Annotated in this window: 14 protein-coding genes; 12 read left to right on the top strand and 2 right to left on the bottom strand. The window is 72.9% G+C overall.

The features are described 5' to 3' along the window. Positions 1–4: 4 nt before the first annotated feature. The 12 genes from DEJ09_RS09535 to DEJ09_RS09480 all read left to right on the top strand — a co-directional run bounded on the left by DEJ09_RS09535 (position 5) and on the right by DEJ09_RS09480 (position 12,020). Entirely contained in the window at positions 5–844 is an 840-nt protein-coding gene (locus DEJ09_RS09535) for an urea amidolyase associated protein UAAP1 (protein WP_111088293.1), read from the top strand. Continuing rightward, entirely contained in the window at positions 844–1,548 is a 705-nt protein-coding gene (locus DEJ09_RS09530; protein WP_111024044.1) for an urea amidolyase associated protein UAAP2, read from the top strand. The genes DEJ09_RS09535 and DEJ09_RS09530 overlap by 1 nt, the downstream gene beginning before the upstream one ends. Further along, the gene (uca, locus tag DEJ09_RS09525) at positions 1,545–5,246 is read left to right on the top strand and encodes an urea carboxylase (protein WP_375537955.1); all 3,702 of its coding nucleotides are present in this window, start codon (positions 1,545–1,547) and stop codon (positions 5,244–5,246) included. The genes DEJ09_RS09530 and uca overlap by 4 nt, the downstream gene beginning before the upstream one ends. Further along, a complete protein-coding gene (atzF, locus tag DEJ09_RS09520) occupies positions 5,243–6,958 on the top strand; it encodes an allophanate hydrolase (protein ID WP_111088291.1) in 1,716 nt (571 codons plus the stop codon). Before uca ends, atzF begins: the two co-directional genes overlap by 4 nt. 26 nt (positions 6,959–6,984) lie before the next feature. Continuing rightward, positions 6,985–7,677: a TetR/AcrR family transcriptional regulator gene (locus DEJ09_RS09515; RefSeq protein WP_111047564.1), complete on the top strand. Its 693-nt coding sequence runs from the start codon at positions 6,985–6,987 to the stop codon at positions 7,675–7,677. A 58-nt stretch (positions 7,678–7,735) separates the two neighbouring features. Further along, the gene (locus DEJ09_RS09510; protein WP_111088289.1) at positions 7,736–8,329 is read left to right on the top strand and encodes a biotin transporter BioY; all 594 of its coding nucleotides are present in this window, start codon (positions 7,736–7,738) and stop codon (positions 8,327–8,329) included. Between the two features lie 85 nt (positions 8,330–8,414). Continuing rightward, positions 8,415–8,996 carry a hypothetical protein gene (locus DEJ09_RS09505; protein ID WP_146245699.1) on the top strand — a complete coding sequence of 194 codons (582 nt, stop codon included), beginning with the start codon at positions 8,415–8,417 and terminating at the stop codon, positions 8,994–8,996. Next, positions 8,993–9,523, top strand: a complete 531-nt coding sequence (locus tag DEJ09_RS09500; RefSeq protein ID WP_111047567.1) for a DUF6611 family protein — start codon at positions 8,993–8,995, stop codon at positions 9,521–9,523. Before DEJ09_RS09505 ends, DEJ09_RS09500 begins: the two co-directional genes overlap by 4 nt. Positions 9,524–9,572: 49 nt before the next feature. Continuing rightward, on the top strand, positions 9,573–9,914 hold the full coding sequence (locus DEJ09_RS09495; RefSeq protein WP_071404752.1) for a hypothetical protein: 342 nt from the start codon (positions 9,573–9,575) through the stop codon (positions 9,912–9,914). A 104-nt stretch (positions 9,915–10,018) separates the two neighbouring features. After that, a complete protein-coding gene (locus tag DEJ09_RS09490) occupies positions 10,019–10,612 on the top strand; it encodes a TetR/AcrR family transcriptional regulator (RefSeq protein ID WP_111088287.1) in 594 nt (197 codons plus the stop codon). Positions 10,613–10,638: 26 nt separating this feature from the next. After that, the gene (locus DEJ09_RS09485) at positions 10,639–11,352 is read left to right on the top strand and encodes an NADPH-dependent F420 reductase (protein ID WP_111088286.1); all 714 of its coding nucleotides are present in this window, start codon (positions 10,639–10,641) and stop codon (positions 11,350–11,352) included. Between the two features lie 296 nt (positions 11,353–11,648). Further along, complete coding sequence (locus DEJ09_RS09480; protein ID WP_111088285.1) at positions 11,649–12,020, top strand: hypothetical protein; 372 nt, start codon at positions 11,649–11,651, stop codon at positions 12,018–12,020. On the opposite strand, the gene DEJ09_RS18510 is transcribed toward DEJ09_RS09480, so the two are convergent. Beyond that, the gene (locus tag DEJ09_RS18510) at positions 12,011–12,205 is read right to left on the bottom strand and encodes a hypothetical protein (RefSeq protein ID WP_375537956.1); all 195 of its coding nucleotides are present in this window, start codon (positions 12,203–12,205) and stop codon (positions 12,011–12,013) included. The genes DEJ09_RS09480 and DEJ09_RS18510 overlap by 10 nt on opposite strands. 97 nt (positions 12,206–12,302) lie before the next feature. Beyond that, a complete protein-coding gene (locus tag DEJ09_RS18475; RefSeq protein ID WP_111088283.1) occupies positions 12,303–14,000 on the bottom strand; it encodes a phosphatase PAP2 family protein in 1,698 nt (565 codons plus the stop codon). Between the last annotated feature and the right edge of the window lie 67 nt (positions 14,001–14,067).

The raw sequence follows: 14,067 nt of genomic DNA, 5'->3' as shown, positions 1-14,067 counted from the left end.
CCCCATGCGCGACCTCCACCAGACCGACAGCGTGCTCGCCTCCCGGTCCGACGCACGCGCCCAGGCCGGCTCGCAGTCCGAGTACATGCCGTACCTGCCGGCGTCGTCGTCACCGTTCGCCCCCGAGGGCGTCGACCCCGCTCAGCTCGTCTGGGCCGAGACGGTGCCGCCGGGCGGGTACACGCACAAGGTGCTGGCCCGCGGGTCACGGCTGCGGTTCGACGACCCGACAGGTCAGGCCTGCGCCAACGTCCTGGTGTTCAACGCGCTCGAACCGTGGGAGCGGCTCAACGTCGCCGACACCCAGAAGATCCCGTGGCAGGCGTACCTGGGCCAGGGTTCCCCCCTGCTGAGCGGGGACGGCCGGGCACTCGCGACCGTGCTCGAGGACACCTCGGGGCACCACGACGCGTTCTGCGGCACCTCGACCGACGCCTGGAACGAGCGGAAGTACGGTGACGCTGCACCCGAGGGGCGCACCCCGAGCGGTCGGTCGCTGTTCGCGAAGGCCGCCGCGAAGCACGGGCTCACCAAGCGGGACCTGCCGCCGAGCATCTCGTTCTTCCAGGGCGTGCGGATCGACGCCGAGGGGGCGATGACCTTCACCGGTTCGGCGGGCGCGGGCACCCACGTCACGCTCGTCGCCGAGCTGCCGCTGCTCGTGCTGGTCGCGAACGTCGCGCACCCGATCGACCCGCGCCCGGACTACCTGGTCGGACCACTGCGGGTGCACGCCTGGCGCGGGGCCCCGACGACCGCGGCCGACGAGCGGTTCACCGCGACGCCGGAGCTCACCCGCGCCTACCTGAACTCGACCGACCACGCGGAAGCCCGAGGCCTGTGATGACCGACACGACGACCCACACCCCCACCTCCACCGTCCCGGTCGGAGCCGTCCACGACCCGGACGTCGCCCTCGACTGGAGCGAGTCCCTGGTGCCGGGCACCGTGGTCCGCGACGACCGGGTCGCCCCGCTGGCGCCGTGGTCCGCCGTGGTCCGCGCGGGCGAGGTACTCACCATCGTCGACGTCGGCGGCAACCAGAGCGCCGACTGCCTGCTCTACGACGCCCACGACCCCGACGAGCGGTACAGCGTGCCGGACACCCTCGCCGCACAGGGCAACGCGTACGTCCGCACCGGCACCGTGCTGATGTCGAACGAGGGCCACCCGCTGATGACCGTCGTCGCGAACGAGATCGACCGGCAGGACACCATCGGCGGCGCGTGCTCGAAGGAGTCGAACACCCTGCGGTACGGGCACCACACCCAGTACCAGCACGGCTGCCGCGAGAACTTCCTGGCCGAGGCCGGCCGCCACGGACTCGGTGCCCGCGACATCGTGTCGAACCTCAACTGGTTCATGAACGTGCCGGTCGAGGCCGACGGCGCCCTCGGGATCGTCGACGGCATGAGCGCCCCCGGCAAGCGGGTCGCGATCCGGGCCGAGCGGGACGTGCTCGTCGTCGTCTCGAACTGCCCGCAGATGAACAACCCCTGCAACGACTTCTCCTGCACACCGCTGCGCATGATCGTGGTCCAGCCGTGACCGCCGCGCCCGACCCCACCGGGACCGCCACCGTGAACCAGACCCCTGCCCTCAGCACCGACACCGTCCTCGTCGCGAACCGCGGTGAGATCGCCCGTCGCATCATCCGGTCCGCCAAGGCACTCGGCATGCGCACCGTCGCCGTCTACTCCGACGCCGACCGCGCGGCACCCCACGTCCGCGAGGCCGACACCGCCGTCCGGCTCGGACCCGCACCCGCCCGCGACTCCTACCTGCGCATCGACGCGGTGGTGCAGGCCGCGAAGGACACCGGCGCCGGACTCGTGCACCCCGGCTACGGGTTCCTGTCCGAGAACACCGAGTTCGCCCAGGCCTGCGAAGACGCCGGCATCCGGTTCGTCGGGCCGACCGCCGACCAGATCGTCCGGTTCGGCGCGAAGCACACCGCCCGCGAGCTCGCCGCCGCAGCCGGGGTCCCGATGCTCGCCGGCACCGGGCTGCTCGCCAGCGTCGACGACGCCGTGGCCGAGGCCGAGCGCATCGGGCTGCCCGTCATGCTCAAGGCCACCGGGGGCGGCGGCGGGATCGGCATGCAGGCGTGCTCGACCCTCGACGAGGTCCGCGAGGCCTACACGAGCGTCGTGCGCCTGGCGACCGCGAACTTCGGGTCGGCCGGCATCTTCCTCGAGCGCCTCGTGCGGCCCGCACGGCACGTCGAGGTCCAGCTCTTCGGTGACGGCGAAGGCCGCGTCGCGGTGATCGGCGACCGCGACTGCTCCCTGCAGCGCCGCAACCAGAAGGTCATCGAGGAAGCCCCGGCACCGGCGCTCCCCGAGCACGTCCGCGCCGAGCTGCACGAGTCCGCCCGCCGCCTCGCCGAGAGCGTCGGGTACCGCAGCGCCGGCACCGTCGAGTTCGTCTACGACCCGGTGCGCGAGGAGGCGTCGTTCCTCGAGGTGAACACCCGCCTGCAGGTCGAGCACCCGGTCACGGAAGAGGTCTTCGGTGTCGACCTCGTCGAGCTCATGCTCCGCCTGGCCCGCGACGGTGCCGCCGGCATCGACCCCGACGTGTTCGACCGCACCTGGACCCCGAACGGCCACGCCGTCGAGGCCCGCGTCTACGCCGAGGACCCGGCGAAGGGCTCGCTGCCCTCCAGCGGCCTCGTCACCCAGGCCGTGTTCCCGAGCGCGACCACGGCATCCGGCGAGCGCACCGGCATCCGCGTCGACGGCTGGGTCGAGACCGGCTCCGAGGTGTCCGCGTTCTACGACCCGATGCTCGCCAAGGTGATCGCCACCGGGGAGACCCGCGACGACGCCCTCGACCTGCTGCGCGACGGACTCGCGGCCACCCGCATCGACGGCATCGTCACGAACGCCGGGCTGCTCCGCGCGCTGACCGACGACCTCGAGCTCCGCACCGCCACGCACTCCACCTCGACGCTCGACGCGACCGAGGACCCGGACCCGCGCATCGACGTCGTCGCCCCGGGCACCATGACGATGATCCAGGACCTGCCCGGCCGGGTCGGGTACTGGCAGGTGGGCGTCCCGCCGAGCGGCCCGTTCGACGCGGCGTCCTTCGCCGAGGCGAACCGCGCCGTGGGGAACCCGGACGGCGCCCCCGCGCTCGAGGTCACCGCCACCGGCCCGACGCTCCGGTTCTCGGCCGCCGCGGTGGTCGCGCTCACGGGTGCGCCGGCGCCGGTCACCCTCGACGGCGAACCCGTGGCGCTGTGGGAGCCGGTCGAGGTCGGCGCCGGGCAGACCCTGGCGATCGGCACGGCCCCCGGTCCGGGCCTCCGCACCTACCTGGCGGTCCGCGGCGGCTTCGACGTGCCGACCTACCTCGGCTCGACCGCGACCTTCACGCTCGGTGGCTTCGGCGGTCACGCCGGTCGGGCCCTGCTCGCCGGCGACGTCCTGCGCCCGGGCTCCCCGGACTCGGACGCCCCGCACCCGGCGTTCCCGTCCGGGACCCGTCTGGGCCTGGTGGGCGGTCCGACCCCGGCCGACCGCCGCACCGCGCTGACCGACGCGTGGGAGATCGCCGTCACCGAGGGGCCGCACGCCGCACCGGACTTCTTCACCCGCGCCGACCTCGACGTCTTCTACGCCACCGACTACGCCGTGCACCACAACTCGGCACGCACCGGCATCCGGCTCATCGGGCCGCGGCCGGAGTGGGCGCGGACCGACGGCGGCGAGGCCGGTCTGCACCCGTCGAACATCCACGACACCCCCTACGCGGTCGGTGCGATCGACTTCACCGGGGACACCCCGATCATCCTCGGACCGGACGGGCCGTCGCTCGGCGGCTTCGTCTGCCCCGCCGTGGTCGCCAGCGGCGACCTGTGGAAGCTGGGCCAGCTCCGACCGGGTGACACGGTCCGGTTCGTCCCCGTCCGCGAAGCCGACGCCGCCGCGCTCGACGCGCACCGGGCCTCCAGGACGGTGCCGCGCACCGGAGGCGACGGCGACGACGGCGTGATCGCCCGCCTGGACGCGACCGACGTGCGGCCGAGCGTCGCGTACCGACGCGACGGCGACGACAACGTGCTCGTCGAGTACGGCGACATGACCCTCGACATCGCGCTGCGGATGCGCGTGCACGCGCTCATGACGAAGCTGCAGGAGCACACGCCGAAGGGGATCCTCGACATCACGCCGGGCATCCGCTCGCTGCAGGTGCACACCGACGCGTCCGTGCTCAAGGCGCGCGACGTGGCGGGGCTGCTCCGCGAGCTCGAGGACGAGATCCCGCCGACCGACCAGCTCGTCGTGCCGTCGCGCACCGTCAAGCTGCCGCTGTCGTGGGACGACCCGGCCACCCGCCTGGCGATCGAGCGGTACATGAACGGCGTCCGGAACGACGCCCCGTGGACCCCGTGGAACATCGAGTTCATCCGACGCATCAACGGGCTCGAGAGCGTCGACGACGTCTTCCGCACCGTGTTCGACGCAAGCTACCTGGTGCTCGGCCTGGGCGACGTGTACCTCGGTGCCCCGGTCGCGACCCCGCTCGACCCCCGGCACCGCCTGGTCACGACGAAGTACAACCCGGCCCGCACCTGGACCGCCGAGAACTCCGTCGGCATCGGCGGCGCGTACCTGTGCATCTACGGCATGGAGGGTCCGGGCGGCTACCAGTTCGTCGGCCGCACGGTCCAGATCTGGAACCGGTTCCGCCGCGGCGGGCTGTTCCAGGAGAACCCGTGGGCGCTGCGGTTCTTCGACCGGATCGAGTGGTACCCGGTCGGTGCGGACGAGCTGCTCGAGCTGCGCGCCGAGACGGACGCCGGACGGGGCTCGTTCGAGACCGTCGAGGGCGAGTTCTCGATCGCGTCGTACAACCGGTTCCTGGCCGACAACGCCGGGTCCATCGCGGACTTCCGGGCGCAGCAGGCACAGGCGTTCGGCGAGGAGAAGGAGCGGTGGCGGGCATCGGGCGAGTTCGACGTCCGGGACGAACCGGCTGCCGTGGTGGCCGACGCCGTGACCGTGCCCGAGGGGTCGACCGCCGTGTACGCCCCCTTCACCTCGACCGTGTGGCAGGTGGACGTCCGACCGGGTGACCGCGTGGACGAGGGGCAGAAGCTGCTGGCCGTGGAGGCGATGAAGATGGAGTCGATGGTGCACGCACCGGTGCCGGGCCACGTGCTCGAGGTGTACATCAAGCCGGGCGACCAGGTCGCGCCGGGCCAGGTCCTCGCCGCGATCGGAGCGGCAGCGTGAGCGGGACGAGCGCCCCCGCCGGCGGGACCGCCGCCACCGCGGCGAGCGCCCGCGTCCGCGACGCCTTCGCCCGCATCGACGCCGTCGACCGCCCCGAGGTCTGGATCACCCTGCGCGAGCGCGCCGACGTGCTGGCCGATGCCGATGCCGTCGACCCGTCCCTGCCCCTGGCCGGCCTGCTGTTCGCCGTGAAGGACAACATCGACGTCGCCGGCCTGCCCACCACCGCAGCCGCACGCTCCTACGCCCACGACCCCGCCGCCGACGCCACCGCCGTCGCCCGGCTCCGTGCCGCCGGCGCCGTTGTCGTCGGCAAGACGAACCTCGACCAGTTCGCCACCGGCCTGGTCGGCACCCGCTCGCCGTTCGGTGCGGTCCGGAACGCCTGGGACCCGACGCGGATCTCCGGCGGCTCGTCGAGCGGTTCCGCCACGGCGGTCGCCCTGGGCATCGTCGACTTCGCGCTCGGCACCGACACCGCCGGGTCCGGCCGGGTGCCCGCCGCGCTCGGCAACCTGGTCGGGGTGAAGCCGACGAAGGGGCTCGTGCCGAACACCGGGGTCGTCCCCGCCTGCCGCTCGCAGGACTGCGTCACGGTGTTCGCCCGGTCGCTCGACCTGGCGCGCACGGCGGCCGAGCTGATGGCCGGTCCGGACGGCGTCGACCCGCTCGCGCGGCCCGACCTCGCCCTCGCCGACCTGCCGGCCGTCCCGCGCATCGCGGTGCCGCTGCCGTCGCAGCTCGAGTGGCTCGCACCCGGCTGGGCCGAGGCGTTCACCGCGGCCGTCGACCGGTTCCGTGCGCTCGGACACCAGGTGGTCGAGGTCGACATCGCACCCCTGCTCGACGCCGCGTCGCTGCTCTACGACGGCGCGTTCGTCGCGGAGCGGTACGCGGCCGTCGGCGCCCACATCGAGACCCACCGCGACGAGGTCGGTGCCGACCTCGACCCGTCGGTCGCCGCGATCGTGCTCGGTGGCGCACGACCGACCGCCGCGGAGCTCTTCGCCGACCAGGAACGGCTCGACGCGTTCGGGGCAGCGGGTCGCGCTGCACTCGAGGGCACGACCGCCCTGCTCACCCCGACGACGACGTGGCACCCGACACTCGAGCAGGTCGCGGCCGATCCGATCGGCGCGAACAGCCGGATGGGTCGGTACACGAACTTCGCGAACCTGCTCGACATGGCCTCGCTCGCCGTGCCCGCCGGCTTCGTCGACGGCCTGCCGTTCGGCGTCATGCTCACCGGCCCGGCGTTCAGCGACCGGCGCCTGGCGGCGTTGGCGTCCGCGTTCGCCGCCCCGACCGTCGACCTGCTGGTCGTCGGGGCGCACCTGCGCGGTCAGCCGCTGAACGGACAGCTGGTCGCGTCCGGCGGATCGTTCGTCCGGGAGGCCCGCACCGCGTCCGACTACCGGCTGTACGCCCTCGACACGGTGCCGCCCAAGCCCGGGCTGGTCCGCGTGGGTCCGGTCGCGTCCGGCGCTGCTGCGCCGGGGTCGGGCTCGGGCATCGTCGGGGAGGTCTGGCGCCTGCCCGCCGCCGGCTTCGGCACCTTCGTCGCGGCCCTGCCGGCACCGATGGCGATCGGCACCGTGGCACTCGACGACGGCACCGAGGTCACCGGGTTCCTGGTCGAGCCGTTCGCGGTCGAGGGGGCCGAGGACATCACCCACCACGGCGGCTGGCGCGCGTACCGGGAGCAGTCGTGACGGACACCGGCTGTCAGGATGGGGGCATGACCCCCGACGACCGGCCCGTGCGCCCCGGCCGACCGCGGGTCGTGCCGAACGCCGACTCCGCGCTGAGCCCGCGCGACCAGATCCTCGACGCCGCCGCCGCGCTGTTCGTCGAGAACGGCATCAGCGCGACCTCGACCCGGGCGATCGCCGAACGGGTCGGGATCCGGCAAGCCTCGCTGTACTACCACTTCGCCGGCAAGGACGACATGCTCGTCGAGCTGCTCACGACCTCGGTGCGCCCGAGCCTCGAGCTGGTCCGCGGCCTCGAGCAGCTCGTGCCGGAGTCCGCCTCGGCAGCCGGTGCCCTCGCCGCGCTGGTCGTCGCCGACGTGGACACCCTCGCCCGCACGCCGCACAACATCGGCACGCTGTACCTGCTGCCCGAGGTGCAGGGCGAGCGCTACGACGGGTTCCGGGCCGAGCGCGTCGAACTGCAGGAGGCCTACGGGCGCCTCGGCTCGCGCGCTGCCACCCCGGACGTCGCCGCCGGTGTCTCGCCGTCGCGCCTCGGTGCGGTGCTCATCCAGATCACCGAGACCGTCATCCAGCTCCGCCGGTCCGGCCCCGTGCAGGACGCCGACCGCGACGCCCTCGTCGCGACCTGCCTGCGCGCCTGCGGCCTCGACACCGCCGCCGTGGCCGAGGCCCGGCGCGACGCCGAGTCGCTGCTGGCCGCCGTCGCGGTCTGACCCCTCCGTCTCCCCAGCTCCGTCTCCGCCAGCTCCTTCCCCCACAGCGAGGAACACCATGACCACGATCACCCCCGCCGCACACCGTCCGCTCGCCGACGCCCTGCTCCCCCGCACCGCCGTCGTCAGCACCGCCCTGGTCCTCGGCGGCGCACTGCTGACCGCCGGTGCCGCGCAGGTGTCCGTGCCGATCTGGCCCGTCCCGATCACCGGGCAGACCCTGGCCGTGCTGCTCGTCGGCAGTGCCCTCGGTGCCCGTCGCGGTGCCCTGTCGATGCTCGTCTACGCGCTGCTCGGCGTCGTCGGGCTGCCGGTCTTCGCGGACGGTTCGGCCGGGGTCGGCGTGCTCGTCGGCCCCTCTGGCGGGTACATCGCCGGCTTCGTCGCCGCCGCGGCCCTGGTCGGCTGGGTCGCCGAGCGCTTCGGCGACCGCCCGCTGCGGAACGCGCTGCTGTCCTTCGCCCTCGGCACCGTCGTCACCTTCGTCGCCGGGATGGCCTGGCTCGCGGTGGCACTCGGCCTCGACCTGCAGCAGACCCTGCAGTACGGGCTGTACCCGTTCGTCCTCGGTGGTGTGGTGAAGACCCTGATCGGCGCCGGCGTGATCTCGCTCGGGTGGACCGCGGCACTCCGCTCGGCCACCCGCCGGTGAGCGCTCCGTCAGGACTCCGCCGCCGACCGTAGGGGTTCCGTCAGGAGGCCTTCCGCGCTGCTCGAGCCCGCGAGAGCGTGTGGTCGTGACACTGACTGCGATCATGCCGACGCTCCGCGCGTCGCTCCCCGATCCGATGGACCCGTTCCTCTGGCCGGCCCACACCGTCGCGACCACCGACGACCTGCTGGTCTCGGCGATCTCGATGGTCCGGCTCGCCGACCTCACCGGCACCCCGACCGTGCACACCGCCGAGCAGTCCCCGCCCCGGTACCGCCCGCGCGGCTGGACGCCCCGCGACGTGAGCGTCGCCGTCGCGTCGGTCACCCGTGTGCGGCGACCGCGCACCGGGGTGGTGCTCCTGGAACTGGACGCGGTCCTGCCGACCTGCGCCGTGCTCGACCAGGTGCGCCTGATCGGACGCCGGAGCACCGCTCCCCTCGCCCCGATGTACGTCGTCACCCGCTGTGACGGTCAGGCCGACGGTCCGTTCCACCGCCTCCCGGCTCCGTTGCCGGCTGACGTCCGCGAAGGCGACCTGGTCTGCTTCCCGTGCCTGGCGACCGTCCGGCACCGCGACGTCGTCGAGCCGGTCCGGGCGGAACTCGAGCCGGTCCGGGCCGAACTCGCGCCGGTCCGCACCGAACTCGCGCCGGCTGATCGATGACCGTCGCGCTGCCGGTCCGCACCCGGCTGCTCGACGGCACCCACCTGTGGGGCCGGTACACGATCCGCCCCGTCGGGCGGACGCTGTGGAGCTCGCGGACCCTCGTCGTGTTCCCGCCCGGCACGACCACCGGCGAGCGCCTGCTGCTGCGTGCCTGGCATGTCTGGCCGGCCGTCGGGGCGGTCGTCGCCCTCGCCGCCCTGGTGCTCGCCGTCTCGGTCCCCGCCGTCGGCACGACCACCGCGCTGCTCCTCTACGGCGGCGGCTTCGCGGTCCTCGCCCGCGCCACCCGGTCGCTGCGACCACGGGTGCGGTCCGTCACCGTGACGACGTTCCTGGGCGACGGCCGCCGCGAGGTCCACGGCGACGAGCGTCTGCTCACCGGCTCCCTGGACGCGCTGTCGATCCTGGAGCAGGCGCTCCGGGCCGACCGCATCCGCCCCGTCGACTTCGAGCTGATCTGGGCCGACGTGTGGAACGCTCTGGAGTCCCCGGACCCGGACCACCGCGTGCAGCGGTCATCCTGAAGCCGGTTCCCGCGCCGCGCGTTTGTATGGGTCCGGGAAGGAGTACGCGATGAAGCACATCCACTACGACGCCACCACGATCCTGGTCGGTGACGACGTCGCCGACGCCGTGATCGAGTACGCCGCGGCCCTCGCAGGCGGGGACCGAGCGGACACCGTCGACGTGCCCGCCGTCGCCGACGACGGGACGATGACCACCACGAAGATCCTCATCGGACCCTCGAGCGAGATCGTCATCGAGGACGCGGAAGAGGACGAACTCGAGATGGACAACGGGGAGTTCGTCGGGCGGCTGCGCGCCGCCGCGAAGACCTTCGGGCACAGCGAGCCGATCCACGCGAACACGCGGTCGGACCTGGCGGACGCGGCGGAGGCTGCCGAGGAGTCCTGACGCCCGGGCGTCGCGCTTCCGCGACGAAACGGAGAGGGCCTCCTGTACTGTGGTGATTCCGGAGAGCCTCTCCGGTACTCGACACCACAGCCTGGAGGCCCGCCATGCCCGAGCAGACCGCTCCCGCCGGGCGCGCGCCGCGTGCTGACGCGCTGCGGAACCGGGACCACATCCTGCGGGTCGCGGAGCGCGCGTTCGCCGAGCACGGCGTGACCGGCTCGCTCGACGCGATCGCCAAGCAGGCCGGCGTCGGCGCCGGCACCCTGTACCGGCACTTCCCCACGCGCGAGGCCCTGCTCGCCGAGCTCCTCGCCGCGCGCGACGAGCACCTGGTGGCCCGTCGCGAAGCACTGCGTGACGGCTCCGTGGGCGCCGCCGATGCCCTGCACGGCTGGCTCGACGCGGTCACCGAGTGGGCCGGCACGTTCGACGGGCTGCCCGAACCGCTCCGCGCCGCCGCCTCGTCCGACTCGTCGCCGCTCGCCCTGACGTGCCAGGGGTTCATCACCACCACGCACGAGTTCCTCCGCGCCGCCCAGCGTTCCGGTCGTGCGCGTGCCGACGTCCGCGCGCGGGACCTGTTCCTCGCCGCCCTGGCGACCAGCTGGGTCCGGGGTGCCGCGATGGCCGACGGCTCGTCGTCCGCGGCACTCTCCGCCCTGTCTCGGCGGGGCTGGGAAGCCCCGCTACTTCCTTGAGATCCACCTCCCTGAAAGGGCACACCATGAACCGCATCGGCATCATCGGCAGCGGCGCCATCGGCACCGCGATCGCACGCCTGGCCGTCGCCGCCGACCTCGACGTCCTCATCGCGAACTCGCGCGGCCCCGAGTCGCTGCAGGACCTCGTCGCCGAGCTCGGCCCGCACGCCCAGGCCGGCACCGTGCGACAGGCCGTCGAGTTCGGCGACGTGCCCGTGCTCGCGATCCCGCTCACCGCCTACCCGGCACTCGCCCCCGACCTCGACACCTTCGCCGGGCGGACCGTGCTGTCGACGGGCAACTACTACCCCGGTCGCGACGGCCGGATCGAGCAGCTCGACACCCTCGCGACGACGACGGCGGAGTACGAGCAGACGCTCCTGCCCGGCACGCGGATCGTCAAGGCGTTCAACAACATCGTCGCGCACCACATCCCGAACCTCGCCGGTTCCACGCCCCGCACCGCACTGCCGATCGCGGGCGACGACGAGCAGGCCAAGGCCGTGGTCGCCGAGCTCGTGCAGCTGCTCGGGTTCGACACCGTGGACGCCGGGACACTGGCCGACTCGTGGCGCTTCGAGCCGGAGTCCGGGGCGTACACGGGGATCTACGCGGCGAGTGCCGAGGGGTTCGTGGCGGACTACCTGGCGGATCAGGGAGCACCGTTGCCCGCCGCGCGGCTGCGGGACGTACTGGCGGTGTCGCACCGGGCGGATGTGGCGAACCGGCAGTTCTGACGATCGCAGCTCCAGGGGGACACTTGCGACGACGAAACCATCAGCTCCTCACCGCAGCGGCGGGCGTGGTCTGCATCGCAGTGGTCACCGGGTTGTCCGCATGTGCCACGCCTGGGGCTACCTCCGGGCCGGAGCCCGATGCGCTGAGCGCAGCGCGAGCGGAGACCATCCTCGACGCGAATGCCGACCAGGCGTGGCAGCTGGTCGAGTCACGCCATCCAGGGCTCGAGCGGCCGGCGGTCGACCGAGTCCGGACCGTCTCGCACGCCGACTGGGCCCCGACGCAGGAACGCTGCATGAGCGCCGCGGGGTTCCCGCAGGCGAAGGCGATGCCCGACGCGAGCCTCGTCTCCGGGCAGGTGCGGAAGGCGCAGTCCGAGCCGTTCGCGGTCGCCGAGTACACGTGCGGTGTCGAGTACCCCATGGCCGCGAAGTACCAGACTGCCTTCAACGAGTCACAGCTGGAGTGGCTCTACCGCTACTCCACGGGCGAGCTCACGAAGTGCTTGCAGGACCACGGCATCTCGGTGGAGCGTGGCCCGAGCGAGCAGGAGTTCGTCGACAGCGACGGGGCGTGGTCGCCGTACCGGTCGGTCGATCTGCCGCAGTCCCAGTACTACGAGCTCGTCACCGCCTGCCCGGAGATCCCGGACTCGATCTACGGCTGAGTGACTCGGGAGGAAGGCCCCCGAGACCCCGCTTGTCCGAGCTGCCCACCCAGGGAGCCGAGGAGCGCGACGACGAAGCCGACGATCTGCAGCGGCGACAGCGCCTGGCCGAGGACGACCCACCCGAGCACCGCAGCGGTCAACGGACTGAGAACGCCCAACAACGCGATCCGGGCCGACGGCAGCGCCCGTGCGCCTCGGAACCAGACGCTGTAGGCCAGGGCCCCACCGACCAGCGTGAGCCTGGCGTACGCACTCGGAGCCGACCTGACGCGCTCCGCCTCAGGCGGCGCCGTGGCCCCGGCCGTGGCCGGGCTTCGTCGCGTTGGCGTTGACGAGGTGCAGTTCGTTGCCGTGGCGCTGCACCACGGGCTCGTACCCGGCGGGCAGGCCTGCGACGCGGACCCTGCTGAAGCTCGAACCCTTCGCGATCCGCTCCGCCGTGATCAGGACCACGTCGTTCGCCACGGCCGTGCCCTTGGCGACGTGCACCCGCAGCGTCCCACCGAACGACGCCGTGCCCTCGACGCGCAGGGCAGGACGGGGTCCGGAGACACTCAGCGACAGTGCGGCGCGCGAGCGCTGCGTCAGGTTGCCGCCGATGCGGATCACCCTCGTGCTGGCCTCGGCGAGCGTGCCGGAGACAGTGGTCACCGACCCCTTGCCCAGGGCAGCAGCGGAGTTGGCGGCCAGCGTCCCACCGCGGACGACGGTGCCGCCGGTGTAGCGGTTCGAGCCGGCGAGGGTGAGGGTGCCGGTCCCCCGCTTGGTCAGTGACCCGTTCCCGCCGATGTCGTTGCGCCAGGTGTCGGCGGCGTCCAGCCCCTTCTCGGCGGCGTCCATCGAGACCGTCACCGCGCTGTCGAACGCTCCGTAGCCGGACGCTGCCGAGAAGAGGTCGAGGCGCCCCCACCCTTCCGCGTCGTCCAGCAGGGGGTAGCCCGACGGCAGCGCGGTCGTCCGGAGCACCTCTCGGATCTGGTCGTCGCTGAGGTACGGCAGGCGGGTCCGCAGGAGCGCCTCGGCACCCTTCGGCACCGTGGCGGGGATCGTCTTCGTGCCGGTCCGCGTGAACCCGTACGTCAGACGCCCGCGGTAGTCCTTCTTGTCCGCTGCGTAGTCCGCGTACCGATCGACCGCGCTCGAGCTGGTAGCGGCGAGCACCTTCTCCGCCTGCTGGTGCGCCTGCTGTTCGAGCTGCGTGTTGGCCGGGTCGTCCAGGACGGCCGCCGCCAGCGCAGTCGCCAGGACTCGTCCCCCCATGACGTCGAGCGGCGAGTGCATCCCTGCGACGATCCGACTGTTGCCGATCTCCGAGCCGTTGGCGAGGAGCTCGGTGTACTTCTCCGGGTACGCGTACGCGAACGCCAGGGAGGCCAGGTAGCCGGCGTTGGTGTGTCCGCTCGGGAACCCGCCGTCGGTGGCGGGCGTCGGGGACTTCTCGGGGACGAGCTGCGGCAGGACCTGCACGTCCTGGCTCTGCCGGTACGGCCGCGCGTACTGGTAGTACTTCTTCGCGTTGCTGGCAGAGGAGTAGTCGCCACGCAGCGTGTTCACCAGCTGGACGACGTCGCCGAGCTCCGAATCGGTGTCCGCCCACGAGCCCTTCGCGTTGCCCTGGTCGACGTACTGCTTCGTCGTGGCATCCGCCGGGATCTCGTCGGGGATCGTGGTGCCGGCGTTCGTCGCGGTCCGCACCGCGTCGGACAGGTCACCGAACCCCGCGATGGCCGAGTAGCTCTGGTTCCGTCGGTCGATCAGGTACGCCTCGTGCCCCTGCGCCTCCGTGCGGGTCTGCGTGGTCCGCGCTGCCTGCGCGATGTTCGAGTCCAGGATCCGCTGCGCTGCGGCACTGGTTGCGACCCCGTTGTCCCACGACGATCCCGGGCTCCACAGGGTGCCGAACTGCGACAGCACCCCTGTCGCAGCGTTCGTCTCCGGCCTCGTGGCGGCAGGGGTGTTGGTCTTGTAGGTGTCCACGAAGTACCCGTAGGCCCCTGGACGCGGCGCGGTCCCCGATGTCGCCGCGGACGCTCCCGCCGGAGCG

The organism is Curtobacterium sp. MCLR17_055, assembly GCF_003234305.1.
In the GTDB taxonomy this organism is placed as follows: Bacteria; Actinomycetota; Actinomycetes; order Actinomycetales; family Microbacteriaceae; genus Curtobacterium; species Curtobacterium flaccumfaciens.
Note: the sequence above shows the minus strand (reverse complement) of the source record. Positions and strands in the feature narration are given on the sequence as shown.

What these genes read in the sequence shown, in the direction of transcription:
- DEJ09_RS09535 (WP_111088293.1), top strand. Translation starts at nt 5, where the DNA reads ATGCGCGACCTCCACCAGACCGACAGCGTGCTCGCCTCCCGGTCCGAC.
- DEJ09_RS09530 (WP_111024044.1), top strand. Translation starts at nt 844, where the DNA reads ATGACCGACACGACGACCCACACCCCCACCTCCACCGTCCCGGTCGGA.
- DEJ09_RS09515 (WP_111047564.1), top strand. Translation starts at nt 6,985, where the DNA reads ATGACCCCCGACGACCGGCCCGTGCGCCCCGGCCGACCGCGGGTCGTG.
- DEJ09_RS09510 (WP_111088289.1), top strand. Translation starts at nt 7,736, where the DNA reads ATGACCACGATCACCCCCGCCGCACACCGTCCGCTCGCCGACGCCCTG.
- DEJ09_RS09500 (WP_111047567.1), top strand. Translation starts at nt 8,993, where the DNA reads ATGACCGTCGCGCTGCCGGTCCGCACCCGGCTGCTCGACGGCACCCAC.
- DEJ09_RS09495 (WP_071404752.1), top strand. Translation starts at nt 9,573, where the DNA reads ATGAAGCACATCCACTACGACGCCACCACGATCCTGGTCGGTGACGAC.
- DEJ09_RS09490 (WP_111088287.1), top strand. Translation starts at nt 10,019, where the DNA reads ATGCCCGAGCAGACCGCTCCCGCCGGGCGCGCGCCGCGTGCTGACGCG.
- DEJ09_RS09485 (WP_111088286.1), top strand. Translation starts at nt 10,639, where the DNA reads ATGAACCGCATCGGCATCATCGGCAGCGGCGCCATCGGCACCGCGATC.
- DEJ09_RS09480 (WP_111088285.1), top strand. Translation starts at nt 11,649, where the DNA reads ATGAGCGCCGCGGGGTTCCCGCAGGCGAAGGCGATGCCCGACGCGAGC.